This is a genomic window from Tardiphaga sp. 839_C3_N1_4, from assembly GCF_051811045.1.
GTDB lineage: Bacteria > Pseudomonadota > Alphaproteobacteria > Rhizobiales > Xanthobacteraceae > Tardiphaga.
The window spans coordinates 5,002,231-5,020,793 of sequence record NZ_JBPWQD010000001.1 but is presented as its reverse complement, the minus strand read 5'-3'; the positions used below and the strand labels follow the sequence as shown (position 1 = coordinate 5,020,793).

13 protein-coding genes are annotated in these 18,563 nt (G+C 61.9%); 6 read left to right on the top strand and 7 right to left on the bottom strand.

The window, feature by feature from the left end:
* Positions 1–231: 231 nt before the first annotated feature.
* A complete protein-coding gene (locus AB8A38_RS24005) occupies positions 232–3,492 on the top strand; it encodes a PAS domain-containing protein (RefSeq protein ID WP_439087675.1) in 3,261 nt (1,086 codons plus the stop codon).
* Between the two features lie 15 nt (positions 3,493–3,507).
* On the opposite strand, the gene AB8A38_RS24000 is transcribed toward AB8A38_RS24005, so the two are convergent.
* Entirely contained in the window at positions 3,508–4,716 is a 1,209-nt protein-coding gene (locus AB8A38_RS24000; protein ID WP_439087674.1) for an NnrS family protein, read from the bottom strand.
* A gap of 24 nt (positions 4,717–4,740) precedes the next feature.
* Positions 4,741–5,184 carry a pseudoazurin gene (locus AB8A38_RS23995; protein ID WP_439087673.1) on the bottom strand — a complete coding sequence of 148 codons (444 nt, stop codon included), beginning with the start codon at positions 5,182–5,184 and terminating at the stop codon, positions 4,741–4,743.
* 153 nt (positions 5,185–5,337) lie between these two features.
* On the opposite strand from AB8A38_RS23995, the gene AB8A38_RS23990 reads away from it, so the two are divergent.
* Positions 5,338–6,045 carry a Crp/Fnr family transcriptional regulator gene (locus tag AB8A38_RS23990; RefSeq protein ID WP_439087672.1) on the top strand — a complete coding sequence of 236 codons (708 nt, stop codon included), beginning with the start codon at positions 5,338–5,340 and terminating at the stop codon, positions 6,043–6,045.
* Positions 6,046–6,050: 5 nt separating this feature from the next.
* Here the strand turns inward: AB8A38_RS23990 and AB8A38_RS23985 are convergent, their stop codons facing one another.
* Entirely contained in the window at positions 6,051–7,385 is a 1,335-nt protein-coding gene (locus tag AB8A38_RS23985; protein WP_439087671.1) for an ATP-binding protein, read from the bottom strand.
* Positions 7,382–8,047, bottom strand: coding sequence for a response regulator transcription factor (locus tag AB8A38_RS23980; protein ID WP_439088593.1), 666 nt, complete (start codon positions 8,045–8,047; stop codon positions 7,382–7,384). Before AB8A38_RS23980 ends, AB8A38_RS23985 begins: the two co-directional genes overlap by 4 nt.
* Before the next feature lie 367 nt (positions 8,048–8,414).
* Here AB8A38_RS23980 and AB8A38_RS23975 point away from each other — a divergent pair, with 367 nt between their 5' ends.
* The 3 genes from AB8A38_RS23975 (at position 8,415) to AB8A38_RS23965 (ending at position 13,765) form a co-directional block, all read left to right on the top strand.
* Complete coding sequence (locus tag AB8A38_RS23975; protein ID WP_439087670.1) at positions 8,415–10,721, top strand: TonB-dependent receptor; 2,307 nt, start codon at positions 8,415–8,417, stop codon at positions 10,719–10,721.
* Between the two features lie 166 nt (positions 10,722–10,887).
* A complete protein-coding gene (locus AB8A38_RS23970) occupies positions 10,888–11,904 on the top strand; it encodes a Fe(3+) ABC transporter substrate-binding protein (protein WP_231079250.1) in 1,017 nt (338 codons plus the stop codon).
* A 187-nt stretch (positions 11,905–12,091) separates the two neighbouring features.
* Positions 12,092–13,765 (top strand): ABC transporter permease, encoded by a 1,674-nt coding sequence (locus tag AB8A38_RS23965; protein WP_439087669.1) that lies wholly within the window; start codon positions 12,092–12,094, stop codon positions 13,763–13,765.
* 5 nt (positions 13,766–13,770) lie between these two features.
* Here the strand turns inward: AB8A38_RS23965 and AB8A38_RS23960 are convergent, their stop codons facing one another.
* From AB8A38_RS23960 to AB8A38_RS23950, 3 genes are all read right to left on the bottom strand, one after another.
* Positions 13,771–14,835 (bottom strand): AI-2E family transporter, encoded by a 1,065-nt coding sequence (locus AB8A38_RS23960; RefSeq protein ID WP_439087668.1) that lies wholly within the window; start codon positions 14,833–14,835, stop codon positions 13,771–13,773.
* A 145-nt stretch (positions 14,836–14,980) separates the two neighbouring features.
* Positions 14,981–15,631: a 3-oxoacid CoA-transferase subunit B gene (locus AB8A38_RS23955; protein ID WP_068728764.1), complete on the bottom strand. Its 651-nt coding sequence runs from the start codon at positions 15,629–15,631 to the stop codon at positions 14,981–14,983.
* Between the two features lie 28 nt (positions 15,632–15,659).
* Entirely contained in the window at positions 15,660–16,364 is a 705-nt protein-coding gene (locus AB8A38_RS23950; RefSeq protein ID WP_068728766.1) for a CoA transferase subunit A, read from the bottom strand.
* Positions 16,365–16,630: 266 nt separating this feature from the next.
* Here AB8A38_RS23950 and AB8A38_RS23945 point away from each other — a divergent pair, with 266 nt between their 5' ends.
* Positions 16,631–18,559 carry an AsmA family protein gene (locus AB8A38_RS23945; protein ID WP_439087667.1) on the top strand — a complete coding sequence of 643 codons (1,929 nt, stop codon included), beginning with the start codon at positions 16,631–16,633 and terminating at the stop codon, positions 18,557–18,559.
* Positions 18,560–18,563 lie beyond the last annotated feature (4 nt).

The window sequence follows — 18,563 nt, the reverse complement described above, 5'->3', positions numbered from 1 at the left end:
TTTTGTTTTGCAACTGCCAACGCATGGCCCAGCCCCTCCGTTCGGCAGAATGCCGAACCCTCGGAGCGGATTAACGTTATTGCTGCTTTGGCCTGCTGGAATGGGCGGGGGACGTGGACCTGCGCGTCTGCGCGGGCGATACTAACGAATTATTAAGGATGTCATCGTTTGGCCCGCAATCTGTGACGCGGATACCGGACGGACGCCCAACGAGTCAGTCATGAAGTGCCGATGAACAATGCGGATTTTCAGTTGCGGGGCGTTGGCGATGCACGGCTGGCCGTACACGCCACCAGCAACCAGCCGGTCTGGCTGTGGTCGCGCGATGGCACCCGTGTGCTGTGGGCCAATCCGGTCGGCGCGCGACTGTTCGGCGCCCGTAATGCAGCGGACCTGTTTGCCAGGACTTTCGGGCCCGCCGATACCCATCGCCGCCAGATAGCCCAGCTCGGCTCACGGCTGCCGGCCAGTGGCGCGATGCGGCTGGAACGCCTGCGCGGCTTCGGCGCGGCGCTGGGGAGCTTGATGACGTGCGCCTGCTCGCAGCTTGAATTTCCCGATGGCGGCAGCGGCATTCTCGTTGTCGCAGCGGAGCCGCTCGGTGGCCGCGGCATGCCGCTGGTCGAACGGCTGCAAAATCTGGTCGAGGGGATCGACACTCCGATCGCCGCCTTTGCACGCGACGGCCTGTTCGTCGGCGCCAACGAAATGGCTCGGGCGCTGCTTGGTTTTCGCAATCTCTCCGATGCCGGCCTCGATCATGCGCGCGACGGCGCGCTGAAGGACGGCCGCATCGAAACGCCTATCGGCTTTGGCCGCATGGTACTGCAGCGCGTGGGCAGTGGCGCCGATGTCGGACTGGTGGCGTTGATCGCGCCGGGCGCTGTGCATCCGGCACCGAGCGAAGAAGAACTCGAGGCTCCGGCAGAACTGGAAGCCAGCATTGAACCACAGAGCGCCCTTGCAGAGCCGAGCGAGCTGTTTGTCGAATTCGATCAGGCCACCGGGGCAAAAGACCCAAGCGAAGACGCCATCGACATCGACGCTCCGATCGAGCCGGAAAAAACCGAGATCGATCGCGACGTACATCTCGAAGAGGTGATCGCCGAAACCATCGCACATGCCGACGCACCGACTGAGACTGATGCGCAGTCGCCCGCCGTCGAAGCCGTTGCCGACCAACCTGCGTCCGTTGCGCTGCCAGAGATCGAGTCGCGCACGACGCCGCTCCGTTTCGTATGGCAGATCGATGCGGAGAAGCATTTCACACTGAACTCCGACGAGTTCATCCACCTGATCGGCCCACGCACAGCGGCAAGCTTTGGCCACAAGTGGAACGATCTGACAGCCGAATTCAACCTCGATCCCGACAGCCACGTCGTCAAGGCGATGGCCACGCAGCAAACATGGAGTGGCATCACACTGCTCTGGCCGGTGGATGGCGGTGGCCGCCTGCCTGTCGAACTCTCTGGCCTGCCGCTGTTCGATCGCGAGCGCAATTTCACCGGCTATCGCGGTTTCGGTGTTTGCCGCGACCTCGATGGAATGACGCGGCTCGCCGAGCAGCGTCGGCATGATCACATCGGCGATCCACCGCCCCGACCATTATCCGCCGATGTCGCGCAGGCCGGCCCTGTCGGCGACAGTCTCGATGAACCGATTGCCCTCACCACCAACCCGATACCAGAACAGACACCACCGCCAACCACACCGGACAGCACCGTGCAACCACCCGAGAACGTCGTGCCATTTCGACCAGGCGATCCCAGATCGCCGGCACTGACGCCTGTCGAGAACAGCGCCTTCAACGAGCTTGCGCGGCAATTGTCGGCACGGCTTGAGTCGGAAACGGGACTGATCACAAGCACGAACACACCCGAAGCGGACAGCGAGACGGACGATGCACCGACGGCTGCCCAGACCTTGTCTCAGCCAACTGAGGCGGTGTCACAGGCTGCCTGGCTGACAACGCCACCGGCTGCGCCACGCGGCCAGATGATGCGCGACAAGGTGCTGCTCGACCTGATGCCGGTCGGCGTCCTGATCTATCGCCTCGATCGCCTGCTGTTCGCCAATCCCGCCTTTCTCGCCCGGATGAACTATCCAAGCCTGAACGCACTGGAAGAGGCGGGTGGCCTCGATGCGCTCTATGTCGGAGCTGATGTCTCTTCTGCGGCCAGCACCTCCGATGACGGCACCGCCGTCACGATTTCAGGCGGTGACCAGTCCGGCAACACAGAGCCCGCCGAAGCGCGCCTGTATACGATTTCATGGGACGACGAGCCGGCGCATGCGCTGATTTTCTCTCCGCCCAAGGCAGAGCCTATCGTCACCCCTGTTACGATCGCTGCACCCGTTGCGGACGCGCCCTTGCCCCCCGGCCATATCGATGCCGAAGATCTGGCCACGATCCTCGATACCACGGCCGAAGGCGTCATCATGTTCGATGCCGAAGGCAACATCAATTCCTGCAACCGCAGCGCCGAGACGCTGTTCGGCTATAGCGGCGAATTACTGACGCAGCGGAATCTAACCGACCTGTTCGCAGCAGAAAGCCGCCGCGTGGTGCAGGACTATCTCGCAAGCGTCAAGGAATCCGGCGCGGCCAGCCTGATGGATCATGGCCGTGAGGCCCTGGGCCAGGTGCGCGCCGGCGGCCTCGTGCCGCTGTCGATGACCATCGGCCGCACGCGCACGGATGGACCGAACTTCTTTGCCGTGTTCCGTGACCTGACGCAGACGAAGAAGACCGAAACCGAACTGCTGAATGCACGCCGCCAGGCCGATCGTGCGGCAACGGCCAAGGCGGATGTGCTGGCGCGGATCAGTCATGAAGTCCGCACACCGCTGAATGCCATCATCGGCTTCGCGGAAGTGATGGTCGACCAGCGCTTCGGCCCACTCGGCAACGAGCGCTATGTCGAATACATGAAAGACATTCGCGCCTCGGGTGAACGCGTCATCGCGATCGTCAACGATCTGCTCGATCTGTCACGCATCGAGACCGGCAAGATCGACCTCGCCTTCACCACGCAGAACCTCAACGAAATGGTGGAGCAATGCGTTGCGGTGATGCAGCCGCAGGCCAATCGCGGCCGCATCATCATCCGCACCTCGCTGGCGCATCTGCTTCCCACGGTCGTTGCCGACGCCCGCGCGCTACGACAGATCACGCTGAATCTGATCGGCAACTCAATCCATCTCGCCAATGCCGGCGGTCAGGTGATCGTCTCCACCGCATTGTCGGACTTCGGTGAGATCGTACTGCGCGTCCGCGACACCGGTCACGGCCTTAACGACAACGAACTCGCCGCCGCGATGGAGCCGTTCCGTAGTTCGACGCCGGCTGACTCTTCGGAGAGTTCGGGTGTCAGCCTGTCGCTGACCAAGGCCCTCGTCGAGGCCAACAACGCGCGCTTCCAGATCAAGACCGCGCCAAGCTCGGGCACGCTGATCGAGGTGGCATTTTCGAATGCAGCGGTGAAGGCCTGAGTGGTCTTCTCCGCTTTAGCGATTGAGCGCCATCGCCGCGTCGGAACGGCGCGGCTTGCGATAGCCGATCAGCAGCGGACCGAATGAGACGGCGAAGCCGATAAAGGCCGCGACCCACGTCAATGCTGCAACATGGAGCAGCGGCGGACTGTAAGCTGGCTCGATCACGGCGCCGATCCGCGCCAGTGCCGCCACGATGATGGCAGCATAGATCATCAGCGTCGTGCGTGAGGCATGCAGTGCCTGGCCGGTATGGCCCAGTGTTGCCCGGCTCATGACAGCCAGCGTCATCACGCCTGCCCCGCCTGCCATCCATGCATGCAGGCCGGCGCTCGACGCGACCCATCCTGCTGCCGCTGCGGCATTCAGCAGGAAGCCCAGCGGCACGAAAGCGTAACCAATATGCAGGATCAGCAGCAGACCCTCGCGCGAGGTGCGATCGCCGGCCCAGCGCGCAAGACGCACGATATGTAGCAAGCCGACCAGCACAAGTGCCACTCCCGTTAGCTCGCCCAAGGGCCGTGCGATCCACAACAACAGCGCGGCGGCGCTGACGGCAATGACAACCATATCGAAACGCGCGAACGGCACTGGCAGTCGACCGGGATTCTCGCGCACCAGCCAGTTGCGGGTGAAGCTCGGAATGATCCGCCCGCCGATCAGCGAGATCAGCAACACCACGACCGCGGCACCGATCCGGATGCTGACGTCTGCGACGCCAGCAAGATGAGCCTCAACATGAAAGGCGATGTTGCCGACCAGCAGGAAGGCGACGATGCCGACCACTGGTAGATTACGCCAGTTGCGGCCCGCCGCGATCTCGCGGGTTGCAGCCGCAGCGACCAGAGTCAGGAAACTCACATCGACCAGCATCGCCGTGAGCCAGCCCGTATAGGCCGAAAACGTCAAGCAAATCCGTCCCGCGATCCAGAGCGCGACCAGCCCGAGCAACGGCAAGCCGCGGATCGGCAGTCGACCGGTCCAGTTCGGAATGGCCGTGAACAGAAAGCCGGTGACGACGGCCGACATGAAACCGAACAGCATCTCGTGAATGTGCCAGTCGCGCGGCGCAAAACCGGTGGCCAACGCCAGCCGGCCATGGAAGGCCGGCATCCAGATCAGAATTCCCAAGCCGGCATAACACGCCCCGAGCAGGAAAAACGGGCGGAAGCCGGCCGAGAGCAACGGCCAATCGGCGATGGAGCGAACACGAAGAAGCGTCATCGTTACTCTCCCGTTTGGGGCGTGTTACTTCGCAGCAACTTTCTCGAATAACGTCGCGAACACTGTCTTGGCCTTGCCGGGATGGGTCACTGCCTTGGCTTCGGCCGCATTGGTTGGCGTACCGACCACCACCAGTCCCACCATGCCCATGCCGTAATGCGGCGCGCATTTCACGCCGTAGACGCCGGGCTTGTCGAAGGTCACCACGAGGTCCTGGCTCATCTTGCCGACGAACGGGGACGCATCGGCGGGCAACATGCCTTTGACCGATTCAACGCTGTGTGCCTTGTCGGTCGACACGAATTTCACGGTATCGCCGGGCTGCACATTGACCAGTGCGGGCTCGAACACCATTGCGGTCCCGTCGGCGCCCTTGTTGAGCATTTTGACCTCGACCTCCGCAGCGCCAGCGGCGCCTGTCAGAGCGAAAAGGACGGCGGCGGTTGCAAGCATAAGAGCCTTGCGCATCGTATTTCTCCGTAAACTCCGGTCATTTCAGCCGGATGCGCCAAATTAGGCCTGCCGCCCGGCCTCGACATTGCGCCAGCGCAAACTTCCGCTTGATCGACGCCCGCAATCACGGTCTAGAAGTGCCCGGAACGGGAATTTGACGGAGAACACATGTCGGCGGTCGACAGCTCCATGGTCGCGCATCTGCCGCTGTTCGAGAGTCTCGACACCGCAGCCTGCGAGGCGATCCTGCGCGAGGCGCATTCGATCCGCGTCCCGAAGAACAAGGTGATTTTCGAGCAGGGCGAGGACGTCCATTCGTTCTATCTGCTGCTCCATGGCCATATCCGCGCGACCAAGATGACGCCCGCCGGCGAACAGGTGATCGTGCGCTATGTCGCGACGGGCGAGATCTTCGGGATCGGTCAGGCGATGGGGCTGACTACCTATCCGGCGACCGCAACCGCCGTCGATGACAGCGTGGTTCTGGTGTGGCCCACCACGATCTGGACGCGGCTGGTTGCCGACTATCCCGCCCTCGCCGCCAATACGCTCAAGACCGTCGGCAGCCGGTTACAGGAGGCTCATACGCGTGTGGTCGAGATGTCGACCCAGCAGGTCGAGCAGCGCGTCGCCCACGCTCTGCTGCGGCTGGTCAACCAGTCAGGCCGCAAGACCGCGCAAGGCGTCGAGATCGATTTCCAGTTGAGCCGGCAGGATATCGCTGAAATGACCGGCGCCACGGTCTTCACCGTGAGCCGCACGCTCAGCACCTGGGAACAGCGCGGGCTGATCGAAAGCAGCCGGCAGCGCATCGTGCTGCGTGAACCCGAGGCATTGCGGGCGCTCGCCGACGCTATTCCCGGTGACGACGCGTAGCGCAGTTACGCCGCTTTGGACTGCCTGACTTCGTTCGATACTTCTCCGAGTGGGATCGAGACGGCAGCCCTGACGCCCTGAGCATCGCCGCGGTTTGCGATATCGAGACCGAAACCGTTACGATCCGCCGCCGTCCGGGCAATCGCCAATCCGAGCCCGGTGCCATCGATATCCATCGGCGCCGCACGGAAGAAGCGGTCGTAGAGATACGGCACGGCGGATTCCGGTATTCCGCATCCGCTGTCGATTACCTCGATGACGAAATCCCTACCCCGGCGTGCAGCCTTGATGCTGACCGCGCCGCCGGCGCGCGTGTAACGCACCGCATTGTCGAGCAGGTTCGAGACGATCAGCCGGAGATCGGCGGCACGGACATTCAATTCATCACGCGTCCCCGGTACGATGGCGAGTGAGACGCCCTTGGCCTCGGCGACGGACACGAAGCCGGACACCACCAGCCGCACGAAGGCCTCCGCATCGACGACTTCGGCTTCGCTTTCGATGCCGGCATCGGCGCGAACCATGGTCATCAACTGGTTGACCGAATAAGAGGCTCTTCGAATCCCGTCGAGCAGATCCTGCGCTATTTCACGCTCAGGCCCATTGAGCTCCCGTGCCCGCAGATTATCGATCTGGATCTGAAGCGCCGCGAGCGGAGTCCGCAATTCATGTGCCGCGTCGGACACGAAGCGACGCTGGGTCTCCAGCGCGGTCTGATGTCGCTCGATCAGGGAATTCATGGCTGTCACAAGCGGAGCGACTTCGACCGGAACGCCTGTCAGGCTGAGCGCATCCTTCGCATCGGCGCTACGCTGGCCTATATCAGCCGACAGTGTTCCAAGCCCGGACAACACACGCTTCACGGCCCACCAGATCATCAGCCACGCAATCGGGATGGCAACGATCAACGGCACCGCCGCGCCCGCGGCCGCATAGGCAGCAACTTCCTCGCGCGCACTCCAGCGCTGCGCGACCTGGATCGCATGCGTCGCGTCGCGCGACCTGAACACGCGCCAGCGCTCTCCACCCGCGGTCACGTCGGCATAGCCGAGTTCCGACTGAAACGGGATATCGACCGAAGGGCCTGAACGGTGAATGGGCTGTTTCGATTGATCCCAGATCTGGATCACTAGCTGGTCTTCCAGTTCGGCATCGATCCGCGGCTCGATATCATGTCGGAACACCATGCCCGCCGTAAGCGCAACCTCGTGAAGAGCGTTGTCCTGAAAGCTGTTCACCTCGTACTTGACGAAATAATAGGACGTGACGGCCGCAGCAACGCCGACCAAGATCAGCAGTCCCGTGACGTAAGTCATCACCGTCTTTCGCAACGACGTCATGCGCCCTCCTTGGTGACCATCCAGCCCGCACCACGGACATTGCGGACGATATCCTTGTCAAATTTCTTGCGCAGTCCGTGGATCAGCACGTCGACTGCGTTGCTCTGGACTTCCTCGCCCCAACCGTAGATCCGGCTCTCGATCTGGCTACGCGACAGAATCTGCCCAGGCCGCTCCATCAAGGCCTGCAGTACCGCAAATTCGCGCACCGACAGCAGATGCTTGATATCGCGGAACGTCGCCACCTGCGTCGATGGATCCAGCGTGATCTCCGCAGACGTCATGAGCGATACCACGCGACCATTGGCGCGGCGCGTCACTGCGCGGATTCGCGCGAGCAGTACCGGCAGTTCAAACGGCTTGACGATGTAATCGTCTGCGCCGAGATCGAGGCCCGCCACCATGTCGGACACGCCATCCCGTGCGGTGATGATAAGGGCCGGCGTCGTCATACCTGCTTGCCGCTTCGCCTTGAGCACGTCGAGACCGGACATCTTGGGAAGACCGATATCGATCAGTGCGACCGCATATTCCGACCGGTCCATCGCGGCGAAGCCATCGCGGCCATTGCGCGCCCAGTCGACGCTCATGCCATTCTCGCTCAGGCCGCGCACCAGCGCCTTGCCGAACATGGCATCGTCTTCAATCAGTAGAACGCGCATCATTCAATCTCGTGCCTGCGGGACATTCGGAAGGCCCGTCAGTCAGACAACATCGGAGGCATCCCGATATTCCCTTATCCCAGGTGTCGGTGACTGCGGCGCTTACGCGCATTGCAGCGCTTGTCCAGTGACCAATCGTTTGGCGCGGGCTAGCCGCCGCTCCTCGTTTAGAACGATTACAAATCAGCTCGACGCCCATTGGTGCACGGATCACACACCCTGGGCATATCCCTCGAAGTTCGATTTATTCTAAACGCCATCTAATTCGCGCCTAATACTCCGAATTGCAGATGTGTCCAAGTGTTTCCGAGGAGGCACAAGGACCGCCGGCATTTGCATGAGCGGAGAATATTTCAGGGGCGTAGTAATGACTTCCAGGACTTCTATCGGGGGGCGCGGCACGGCGGCGCGCAAAGCTTTTCTGATTTCGACGAGCGCGGCGGCCATCATCGCGGCGGGATTTTGCATCGCAGAGCCGGCGATTGCGCAGAATGCGAATTCCGGCGCATCGACATTGCCGCCGGTGCAGGTCGACGCTCCCAGCGCGCCGCGCGTACGCCGCGCCCAGCCGCAGCGCGCCGCATCCGGCCGCGTCGCCCGGACACGCGCTGTTGCGCCGCAGCCGGTTCGCCAGCCGCTGGTCGTTAACAATCAGGACGCCCGCACCGGCCAGGTCGGCTATATCACCCAGAACATTTCGAGCGGTACCAAGACCAACACACCGCTCATCAATGTGCCGCAGTCGGTATCGGTGCTGACCAAGGATTTCATCAAGGATCAGGCTTTCACATCGATCGGCGAGGCCGTCCGTTATGTCCCCGGCGTCATCTATCATCAGGGCGAGTCGCATCGCGACGACCTTGTGATCCGCGGTCAGCGCAGCAATGCCGACTTCTACACCAACGGCATTCGCGACGACGTGCAGTATTTCCGCGACTTCTATAACCTCCAGCGCCTCGAGGTACTCAAGGGACCGAATGCGATGATCTTCGGCCGCGGCGGCGGCGGCGGCGTGGTCAATCGCGTTCTCAAGGAAGCCGATGGCACGACCGTCCGCGAAGTGACCGTGGGTGGCAGCTCCTATCCAGGTGGCCGCACCTCGGTCGATGTCGGTCAGGCCGTGAACCAGGACCTCGCGGTTCGCTTCAACGCCTTCTACGAGAACACCAACAGCTATCGCGACTTCGTCAATCTCGAACGTTACGGGTTCAATCCGACGGTCACCTTTGCGCCGAACGACACCACGAAGGTCAAGCTCAGCTACGAATATCTGCACGACAACCGCACGGTCGATCGCGGCATCCCCTCGCAGGTCCGTCCGGGCGGCCTGCTGCCGCAATATGCCTACAATACCGCGCCCTCGACCTATTTCGGCAATCCGAATGCGAGCTACGCGATCGCCGACGTCAACATCGCCAATGCCGTGATCGAGCATGATTTCGAGAACGGACTGACCGTGAAGAACTCGTCGCAATTCGCGGATTACCGGAAGTTCTATCAAAACGTCTATCCGGGCGGCGCGGTGAACCTCGTCGGGGATTCGGTCAATCTCAGCGCCTATAACAACGAGACTGATCGCCAGAATCTGTTTAACCAGACGGACTTCACCTACCGCGTGAACACCGGCCCGGTCCGCCACACCGTCGTGTTCGGGGGCGAAGTCGGCAACCAGAGCGGCCTTGCCTTCCGGCAAAGCGGCTATTTCAACGGCAACACGGCGCAGACCAGCCTATCTGTGGATCCCCGGAGCCCGACGCGCCTTGATCCGGTCGCGTTCCGGAACACCGCGACGGACGCCAACAACACCTACAATCTGAATCTCGGCGCCCTCTATGTTCAGGACCAGGTCGAGATTACCCGCTATCTGCAGCTGATCGGCGGCCTGCGCTTCGACCACTTCGATCTGTCGTCACGGGATCGTCGTACCGGCGTGATCCAGACCCGCACCGACGACCTCGTGTCGCCGCGCGCCGGCGTGATCGTGAAGCCGGTCGATAATGTCTCGGTCTATTACAGCTATAGCGTTTCCTATCTCCCAAGCTCTGGTGACCAGTTCAGCACGCTGTCACCGGGACTCGTCATCGCCGAGCCTGAGAAGTTCGTGAACAACGAAGTCGGACTGAAGTGGGATATCCATCCGCGCCTGCAATTCGCCACTGCGGTCTACGACCTGAACCGGACCAACCAGCGTCTGGCCGACCCCAACAATGCAGGCTTCTTCATCACCAGTGGCGCGACCAAGACGCGCGGCTTCGAAGCGTCATTGGCCGGTTACATCACCGATGCGTGGCAGGTGACGGGTGGCTATGCCTATACCGACGCCCAGATCACAGGTGCGAACTCGACGACAGTACTGCCCGGCAACCGCGTTGGGCTCGTGCCGCTCAATACCTTCTCGCTGTGGAACAAGTACCAATTCACCCCGCAATGGGCCGCGGCCGTCGGTGTGATCCACTACACCAATTTCTATGCGTCATCCGACAACACCGTCCTGCTTCCAGAATGGACCCGTGTCGACATGGCCGTGTTCTTCAAGCTGAACGAGATGTGGCGCGCACAGCTGAACATCGAGAACCTGTTCGATCGTGGTTATTTCGCCACGGCTGACGGCAACAATAACATCACGCCCGGCTCGCCGCGCGTGTTCAGACTGTCGGCAACTGCCAATTTCTGAGACTAAGCATCTCGGGCCGCAGGTAAGCAGTTGCTTATCTGCGGCCCACTTACAAATTTGGAATCAATCTAATCTTTTGTCACGCGACGTTCAGTCACTGACATTCGAACGCCCACTGCGCTACTCCACCTGACATTGTCGATATGCCCCTTGCCGGAGCCATTTCATGATCAAGCATCACGCCCTTGCCACCGCCGTCCTCTTCGCCGCTCTTGGCTCATCCGCGCTGCAGGCGGCCGAAGAGGTCAATGTCTATACCTATCGCGAGACCAAGCTCGTGCAGCCGATCTTCGAGGCCTTCACCAAGGACACTGGCGTGAAGGTCAATGTGATCTCGGCAAGCTCGGGCCTCGAGCAACGCATGAAGGCCGAAGGCGCCAACAGCCCGGCGGACGTGCTGCTGACGGTGGATATCGGCCGCATCGACGAGGCCGTACAGGCGGGCGTGACGCAGCCGATGAAATCCGAGGTGATCGAGAAGGTCGTGCCGGCACAATATCGCGATCCCGACGGCCACTGGGCTGGCATCTCCATGCGCGCCCGCGTGGTCTATGCGTCGAAGGATCGCGTCAAGCAGGACGCCATCACCTATGAGGAACTGGCCGATCCGAAGTGGAAGGGCAAGATCTGCATTCGCTCCGGCCAGCACATCTACAATAACGGCCTGTTCGCCGCTTATGTCGCCAAGCACGGCGAGGCCAAGGCCGAAGAATGGCTACGCGGCGTCAAGGCCAATCTGGCGCAGAAGCCGTCTGGCGGCGACCGCGAGACCGCCCGCGACGTCGCGGCCGGCAAATGCGATCTCGGCATCGGCAACACCTATTACTGGGCGCTGATGATGAATGCCGATCCCGACAAGAAGCCATGGGCGGAAGCCACCAAGGTGATCCTGCCGACCTTCGAAGGCGGTGGCACCCATGTGAACCTGTCCGGCGTGCTGCTGGCCAAACATGCGCCGAACAAGGCCAATGCCATGAAGCTGATCGAATGGCTCGCCGGCGAGCATGCCCAGCAGGTCTATGCCGACGCCAATTACGAATATCCCGTGCGCGCCGGCATCACGATCAATCCGACCATCGCGGGCTATGGCAAGCTCAATGCCGATCCGATGCCCATCGCCAAGATTGCAGCCAACCGCAAGGCCGCGTCGACGCTGGTGGACAAGGTCGGGTTTGATAATTGAGCCCGGCTATTGCTCCGTAGGCTGCGATGATGCACAGCCTATCAGTATGTTGTCCCCGTCCTGTGTGCCTGCAGCGCACACAGGACGGGGACCCATACGCACCGAACTTTCGGTAGGACGCTGTGGCTACGGCAATTTCTGACTTACTTCTCCTGGCGGTATGGATCCCCTCCTTCGCGGGGATGACATGTGGAGAGTGCCCACGCGGGCATGCACACCCGTGAGGCCTTCGCGCACCGAAGCGCTCGCGATTTTCGTCGCAGTTGCCACCGCACTCCTTGTGGCTGCGCCTGTCATCAGCATCGCGCTATTGGCGCTGCAGCCGGAGCCTGAGCTTTGGCAGCATCTGATCGCCTATGTGTTGCCGCAGGCGCTGCGCGACACCGCAGCCCTCCTGATCGGCGTCGGTATCGTCACGCTCGCAGTCGGTGCCGGCACCGCATGGCTGATCTCGGCGCACGACTTCCCCGGCCGCGCGCTCATGGTCTGGCTCTTGCCGCTGCCGCTGGCGATTCCGACCTATCTCGCCGCTTACGTCTATGTGGACCTGTTCGAGCCACTGGGTCTCGTCCATCGCGCATTGGCAACGGCAATGTCGTTGCCCGCTGCGATCGGGTGGCTGCCGAGCCTGCGTTCGTTGCCCGGCGCCATCTTCGTGATCAGCATCGTGTTGTATCCTTACGTCTATCTCTCTGCCCGCGCGATGTTTCAGCATCGCAGCGCCGATTTTGCTGAAGCCGCGAAGATACTCGGTGCCGATCGCTGGACGACGTTCCGCCGTGTGTCGCTACCGATGGCGCGCCCCGCCCTCGCTGTGGGCCTCGCATTGGTATCGCTGGAAACACTGAACGATATCGGTGCCAGCGAATATCTGGGCATTCGTACACTCACCGTCTCGGTTTTCACGACCTGGCTCAACCGCGGCAGCCTTGCAGGTGCGGCGCAACTGTCATTGTTCATGCTCGCCATCGTCGGGGTGCTGATCGCCATCGAGCGTTTTGGCCGCCGCGAAGGCAGCGTGGAATTCTCTTCGGAGAATCCGCGATTGGCACCGCGCACGCCTTTGACAGGCCTACGCGGATGGCTTGCTTTTACCGCCTGTCTTCTCCCTGCCCTGCTCGGCTTCGCCGTGCCCTTGCTCTACCTGCTGCGCGAAAGCCTGCGCCGCGGTCTGCTATCGATGGATACGACGGTCTGGCGCGATGCCGGCCACACCATTGTACTGGCTGCAATTGCCACGGGGGCCGCGCTGCTTCTGGGGCTTGTGGTAATCGTCGCTCAGCGCTGGCGTGCTTCGCGGCTGACCAACCTGTCGCTCGCTGTCACCCAGACCGGCTATGCGCTCCCCGGAACGGTGCTGGCGCTGGGCCTGCTGACGCCGGTGCTGTTCATCGACAATGGATTCAGCACGCTCGCAGGGTGGCTCAGTCTCGCATCGCCCGGGCTTGTCATGGTCGGCTCCGGCGCCGCCGTGGTGATCGCCTATGTGATCCGGTTTCTGGCGGTGCCGACCGGTTTCATCAAGGCCGGCTTCGAGCACATTCCCGTCGATTACGACGACAGCGCCCGCGCCGCCGGCGCACCGGCGATCACCACGCTGCGCGTGATTCAACTGCCGCTATTGCGTCCGGCATTGTTCGGCGCCGTCATCGTGGTCTTTGTCGATTGTCTGAAGGAACTGCCGGCCACGTTGCTGCTGCGACCGCTCAATATCGAAACGCTGGCAACTTCGATCTATCAATATGCGAGCCGTGGCAGCTTTGAAGAAGGCGCACTCGCCGCACTGCTGATCGTCGCTGCGAGCATCGGTCCGGTGGTCTGGCTGACACGCTTTGCAGATGTGCCGCAGGGGCCGGTGTAACGCGCTTACGCGATCGGGACCTGACCGCTTTTGCGTGACTCCGCAAAGATCGCCCAGGCCGCCACGAACATCGCAGCAATGACGGGACCGACGACGAAGCCATTGAGGCCCAGCGCATCGATGCCGCCGAGCGTCGCGATCAGCACCAGATAATCCGGCAGCTTGGTGTCCTTGCCGACCAGCATCGGGCGCAGGATGTTGTCGACCAAACCAATGACGAGAAATCCATAGGCGATCAGGATCACGCCCTGAACGACGGAGCCCGTCGCAAGCAGATAAAGCGCGACCGGCATCCAGACGAGGCCAGCGCCCACCGCCGGCAACAGCGACAGGAACGCCATCAACACGGCCCAGAGCAGCGCGGCGTTGATGCCAAGGATCGAGAAGATCAGCCCGCCGAGCGCGCCCTGTGCCAGCGCCACCAGAATGCCGCCCTTTACCGTGGCGCGGATCACCACCGTGAACTTCTCCATCAGATCGTCACGCAGCTCCGGCCGCAGCGGAATGGCATTCTTCACACGCTGCGACAGCGCTTCGCCGTCCTTGAACAGGAAGAACAGCAGATAGAGCATGATGCCGAGATTGATGATGAAGTCGAACGTGCTCTGACCGATGTTCAGCGCCTGCGATGCAAAGTACTGACTGCCTTTGACGAGGCCCTCAGTCAGCTTGTCCTGCATGCCGCCGAGATTGGCGATGCCGAAGCGATCCAGCAGTCCCTTCGCCCATTGCGGGACGGCATCGAGTATCTGCTGCAGAAACGTGCCAAGATTGAATTGGCCAGATTTCATCTTTCCGACGACGACGGCCGCTTCCTGCGCCAGCGATGCGCCAACCAATGTCAGCGGCAGGATCACGATCAGCACGATCAATCCCACGGTGAGCAAGGCGGCCGAGTTTGGATGCTTTGGCATCCGGCGCTCCAGCCGCCGATGCATCGGCGCGAACATGATCGCGATGACCACGCCCCACAGGATCGCGCTGTAGAACGAGCTCATGATCCAGCCGAAGGCCAACGTGACCACGACGATCAGAAGCAGGAAGAAACGGTCTTCGAGACTGGCGCGCATGTCGGCTTCCTAGAGTATGATCCGGAAAAGTGGAAACCGGCTTTCCGAAAGATCATGCTCAACTAAAGAGATGAGAAGGCAGATACTAACACGAATGCCCGGCACGAGGCCGGGCATCATGTCAACGTTCGGAACGCGCAATCGTTCAGGTGTTGGTCAGCGCGACCCGGAATTCAGCTTCGGTATTGGCCTTCACCTCATCGAGCGTCACGCCATCGGCGAGTTCGATCAGGGCCATGCCGTCATTGCCGTGCTTGTCGATGGTGAACACCGCGAGATCGGTGACGACCATGTCGACGACGCGCTCACCGGTGAGCGGCAGATTGCAGCTCTTCAGCAACTTGGCGCCGTCCTTGGCCGAATGCTCCATCACGACGACGACGCGCTTGACGCCGGCGACGAGATCCATCGCGCCGCCCATGCCCTTCACCATCTTGCCGGGGATCATCCAGTTGGCGAGATCGCCGTTCTGGGCGACCTGCATGGCGCCGAGGATCGACAGATCGATATGGCCGCCACGGACCATGCCGAACGAATCCGCCGACGAGAAATAGCTGGTCTCCGGCAGTTCGGTGACGGTCTGCTTGCCGGCATTGATGAGATCCGGATCTTCGTCGCCCTCATAGGGGAAAGGACCCATGCCGAGCATGCCGTTCTCGCTCTGCAACTGAACGTCCACGCCTTCGGGAATGTAGTTTGACACCAGCGTCGGAATACCGATGCCGAGATTGACGTAATATCCGTCGCGCAGTTCTTTAGCCGCGCGCGCTGCCATTTGATCACGGGTCCAAGCCATCGTTCTCTCCTGTTTTTGCTTTTGGCGGTTACGCGGGACGCTGACGCGAGGTAACTTTTTCGATCCGCTTCTTGCCGGTACCGACCTCGACAATGCGCTTCACAAAAATGCCGGGGGTGTGAATGTGATCCGGATCGATCTCGCCAGCCGGCACCAGATGCTCGACTTCGGCAATGGTGATCTTGGCGGCGGTCGCCATCATCGGGTTAAAGTTGCGGGCGGTTTTGCGATAGACGAGGTTGCCTGCGGTATCGCCCTTCCAGGCGTGCACGATGGCAATGTCGGCAAACAGACCACGCTCGAGCATGTAGGTCTCGCCGTTGAATTCCATGGTCGGCTTGCCTTCCGAGATCAGCGTGCCCACGCCGGTCTTGGTGTAGAAGCCCGGGATGCCGGCGCCGCCGGCACGGATGCGCTCGGCCAGCGTGCCCTGCGGGGAGAATTCGAGTTCCAGTTCGCCGGCCAGATACTGTTGGGCGAACAGCTTGTTCTCGCCGACATAGGACGAGATCATCTTCTTGATCTGGCGGGTTTCCAGCAGGCGGCTGAGGCCGATACCGTCAACGCCGGCGTTATTGGACACCACGGTGAGGTCCTTGACCCCGGAATCGCGCAAGGCGTCCGACAGGTCTTCGGCAATGCCGCAGAGGCCGAAGCCGCCGGACATGATCATCATGCCGTCCTTGAGAATGCCGTCGAGTGCCGATTTGGCGTCGGGGTAGACCTTGTTCATGGGAATCGACCTGATGCAGGAATGCGCTGAGAACCCAGCGGGCGCGGGCGGCTATGTCGTGGATTATTAGGCGGAAACTCCGCGGCAGGTCAATCGCGGGGGACTGCGACCCCATCACCCCCCGCTATGGCCTTGAAAGCGTCAAGAAAACCCTTCAAATTGAGGACCTTGGACGTGGGCGCACATGGATGCCGCCCCGCTATGTGTGACCACCAACCAACCCGGATAGTTCATTGACGAGTGCCCAAGGAATAAGACGCCTGGGGATGCCGATTGCGGCGCTCCTGGGTGTTGCAGTGATCGGGCTGTTTGCCATGTCGTGGTTGCTCAACCGCGATACGTTGCGCCATGCCGTGGAGGCCCAGATCCGCGCCGTGACCGGGCTGGATTTCGTCGTCAACGGCGCGGTGGATGTCTCGGTCTTTCCGGGCAGCTATGTCTCGTTTCACGATGTCGGCCTGAAAGGCGGCGGTTCGATCGATCCCGCTTTGACGGTCGATGTGCTGACGGCCAATCTGCGGCTGTTGCCGCTGCTGCTGCAGCGTTTCGAGATCGCCGACATGATGATGCTGCGGCCACGCATCCGCGTGATCCGCGAGGCCTCCGGCGAAAGCAACTGGACGCCATTCATCGAGTCCATCGCCCGCACCATGAGGCCGGGCGCTGAACAGCCACTATCCTTCTCCGAGATCCGCATCCAGGACGGCGTGCTGCACTATCAGGACCCGCACAACACCGAGCGTCTCGGCGACATCGACCTCTCACTGGCCTGGCCATCGATCTCGCGCTCATTCGCTGCAACCGGCCAGTTCGACTGGCGCGGCGAACGCATCGACGGCAGCCTCAGCGTCAGCGACTTCATCGCCGCACTGTCCGGTGAGCGCTCCGGCGTGAAGGCCCGCATAGCCGGTGCGCCGATCAAGCTGGCATTCGACGGCACCGTCGCCAACAAGGCCAGTCTGGTCATGGAAGGCACGCTGACTGCCGACAGCCTGTCGCTGCGCAATGCGCTGCGCTGGGTCGGTCAGGCACCGCCCGGCTCCGGCGGTTTCGGCCGCTTTGCCCTGAAGGCGCGTGCCAGCCTGGTGGGCCCGTCCATTGCACTGACCAACGTCAATGTCGAACTCGACGGCAACAGTGCCGAGGGCGTCATGACCTACAGCAACACCGGCCGCCAGACGCTACAGGCGACGCTGGCTGCCGGTGCGCTCGACTTCACGCCCTATGTTTCGACGGTGCGACTTCTGGCCTCCGGGGCGCGTGACTGGAATCGGCAGCTGTTCGACTTAAACGCGCTGTCCACCACGGATCTCGATATGCGCCTGTCGGCCGCCAAGGTCACAGTGGGTTCCTCAGTGCTCGGCCGCACCGCGCTCGGCGCCAATCTGCGCGGCGGCACACTGGCGCTGTCGGTGGGTGAAGCGCAGATGTATGGCGGCATCGTCCGCGGTTCGTTCAACATCGCCCATTCCGACGCCGTGGCCGATGTGAAAGCCCAGTTCCAGTTCAGCGACGTCGACCTGCAGGCCTGTGCCAGCGATCTGTTCGGCGTCAACAAGCTCACCGGCCGCGGCAATCTCAGCATGATGCTGGAGGCCTCGGGCTCATCGCCCTTCGGTCTCGCGCAATCACTTGACGGCACTGCGACGCTGACCGGTCATGACGGCGCCATCAGTGGCTTCAACGTCGAACAGTTGCTGAAGCGGCTGGAGCGACGTCCGCTGTCCGGCGCCGGCAATTTCCGCTCGGGTTCGACGCCGTTCAACACGCTCAACATGTCCGTGAAGTTCAACGACGGTATCGCCACCGCACAGGACATCCGTATCGATGGTCCCGCTGCGAAACTGACGCTGACCGGTACCGCGTCGGTGCCCTCGCGTGAATACGACTTCAAAGGCATCGCCAGTCTCAATCCGGCAACCAACGGCACCGGTGGCTTCGAACTGCCTTTCGTGATCCAGGGCCCGTGGGACGATCCGCTGATCTTCCCAGATCCAGAAAGCCTGATCCGTCGTTCGCCGGGCGCGGCGCCTTTGCTGGATGCGGTGAAGGATCGCAAGACCCGCGACGCCGTACGCTCGGTGATCGAGCGCTTTACGGGCGTGCCAAAGCAGGCGCCGGTAGCAGAGCCGGATAAGCCCGCCGATGCGCCTGCGGCGGCAGCACCTGCGGATGCAGCACCAAAGGCGAACTAACTTT

Coding starts and splice junctions, on each gene's coding strand:
- AB8A38_RS24005 (WP_439087675.1), top strand. CDS start 232: ATGAACAATGCGGATTTTCAGTTGCGGGGCGTTGGCGATGCACGGCTG.
- AB8A38_RS24000 (WP_439087674.1), bottom strand. CDS start 4,716: ATGACGCTTCTTCGTGTTCGCTCCATCGCCGATTGGCCGTTGCTCTCG.
- AB8A38_RS23995 (WP_439087673.1), bottom strand. CDS start 5,184: ATGCGCAAGGCTCTTATGCTTGCAACCGCCGCCGTCCTTTTCGCTCTG.
- AB8A38_RS23990 (WP_439087672.1), top strand. CDS start 5,338: ATGTCGGCGGTCGACAGCTCCATGGTCGCGCATCTGCCGCTGTTCGAG.
- AB8A38_RS23985 (WP_439087671.1), bottom strand. CDS start 7,385: ATGACGTCGTTGCGAAAGACGGTGATGACTTACGTCACGGGACTGCTG.
- AB8A38_RS23980 (WP_439088593.1), bottom strand. CDS start 8,047: ATGCGCGTTCTACTGATTGAAGACGATGCCATGTTCGGCAAGGCGCTG.
- AB8A38_RS23975 (WP_439087670.1), top strand. CDS start 8,415: ATGACTTCCAGGACTTCTATCGGGGGGCGCGGCACGGCGGCGCGCAAA.
- AB8A38_RS23970 (WP_231079250.1), top strand. CDS start 10,888: ATGATCAAGCATCACGCCCTTGCCACCGCCGTCCTCTTCGCCGCTCTT.
- AB8A38_RS23965 (WP_439087669.1), top strand. CDS start 12,092: ATGTGGAGAGTGCCCACGCGGGCATGCACACCCGTGAGGCCTTCGCGC.
- AB8A38_RS23960 (WP_439087668.1), bottom strand. CDS start 14,835: ATGCGCGCCAGTCTCGAAGACCGTTTCTTCCTGCTTCTGATCGTCGTG.
- AB8A38_RS23955 (WP_068728764.1), bottom strand. CDS start 15,631: ATGGCTTGGACCCGTGATCAAATGGCAGCGCGCGCGGCTAAAGAACTG.
- AB8A38_RS23950 (WP_068728766.1), bottom strand. CDS start 16,364: ATGAACAAGGTCTACCCCGACGCCAAATCGGCACTCGACGGCATTCTC.
- AB8A38_RS23945 (WP_439087667.1), top strand. CDS start 16,631: ATGCCGATTGCGGCGCTCCTGGGTGTTGCAGTGATCGGGCTGTTTGCC.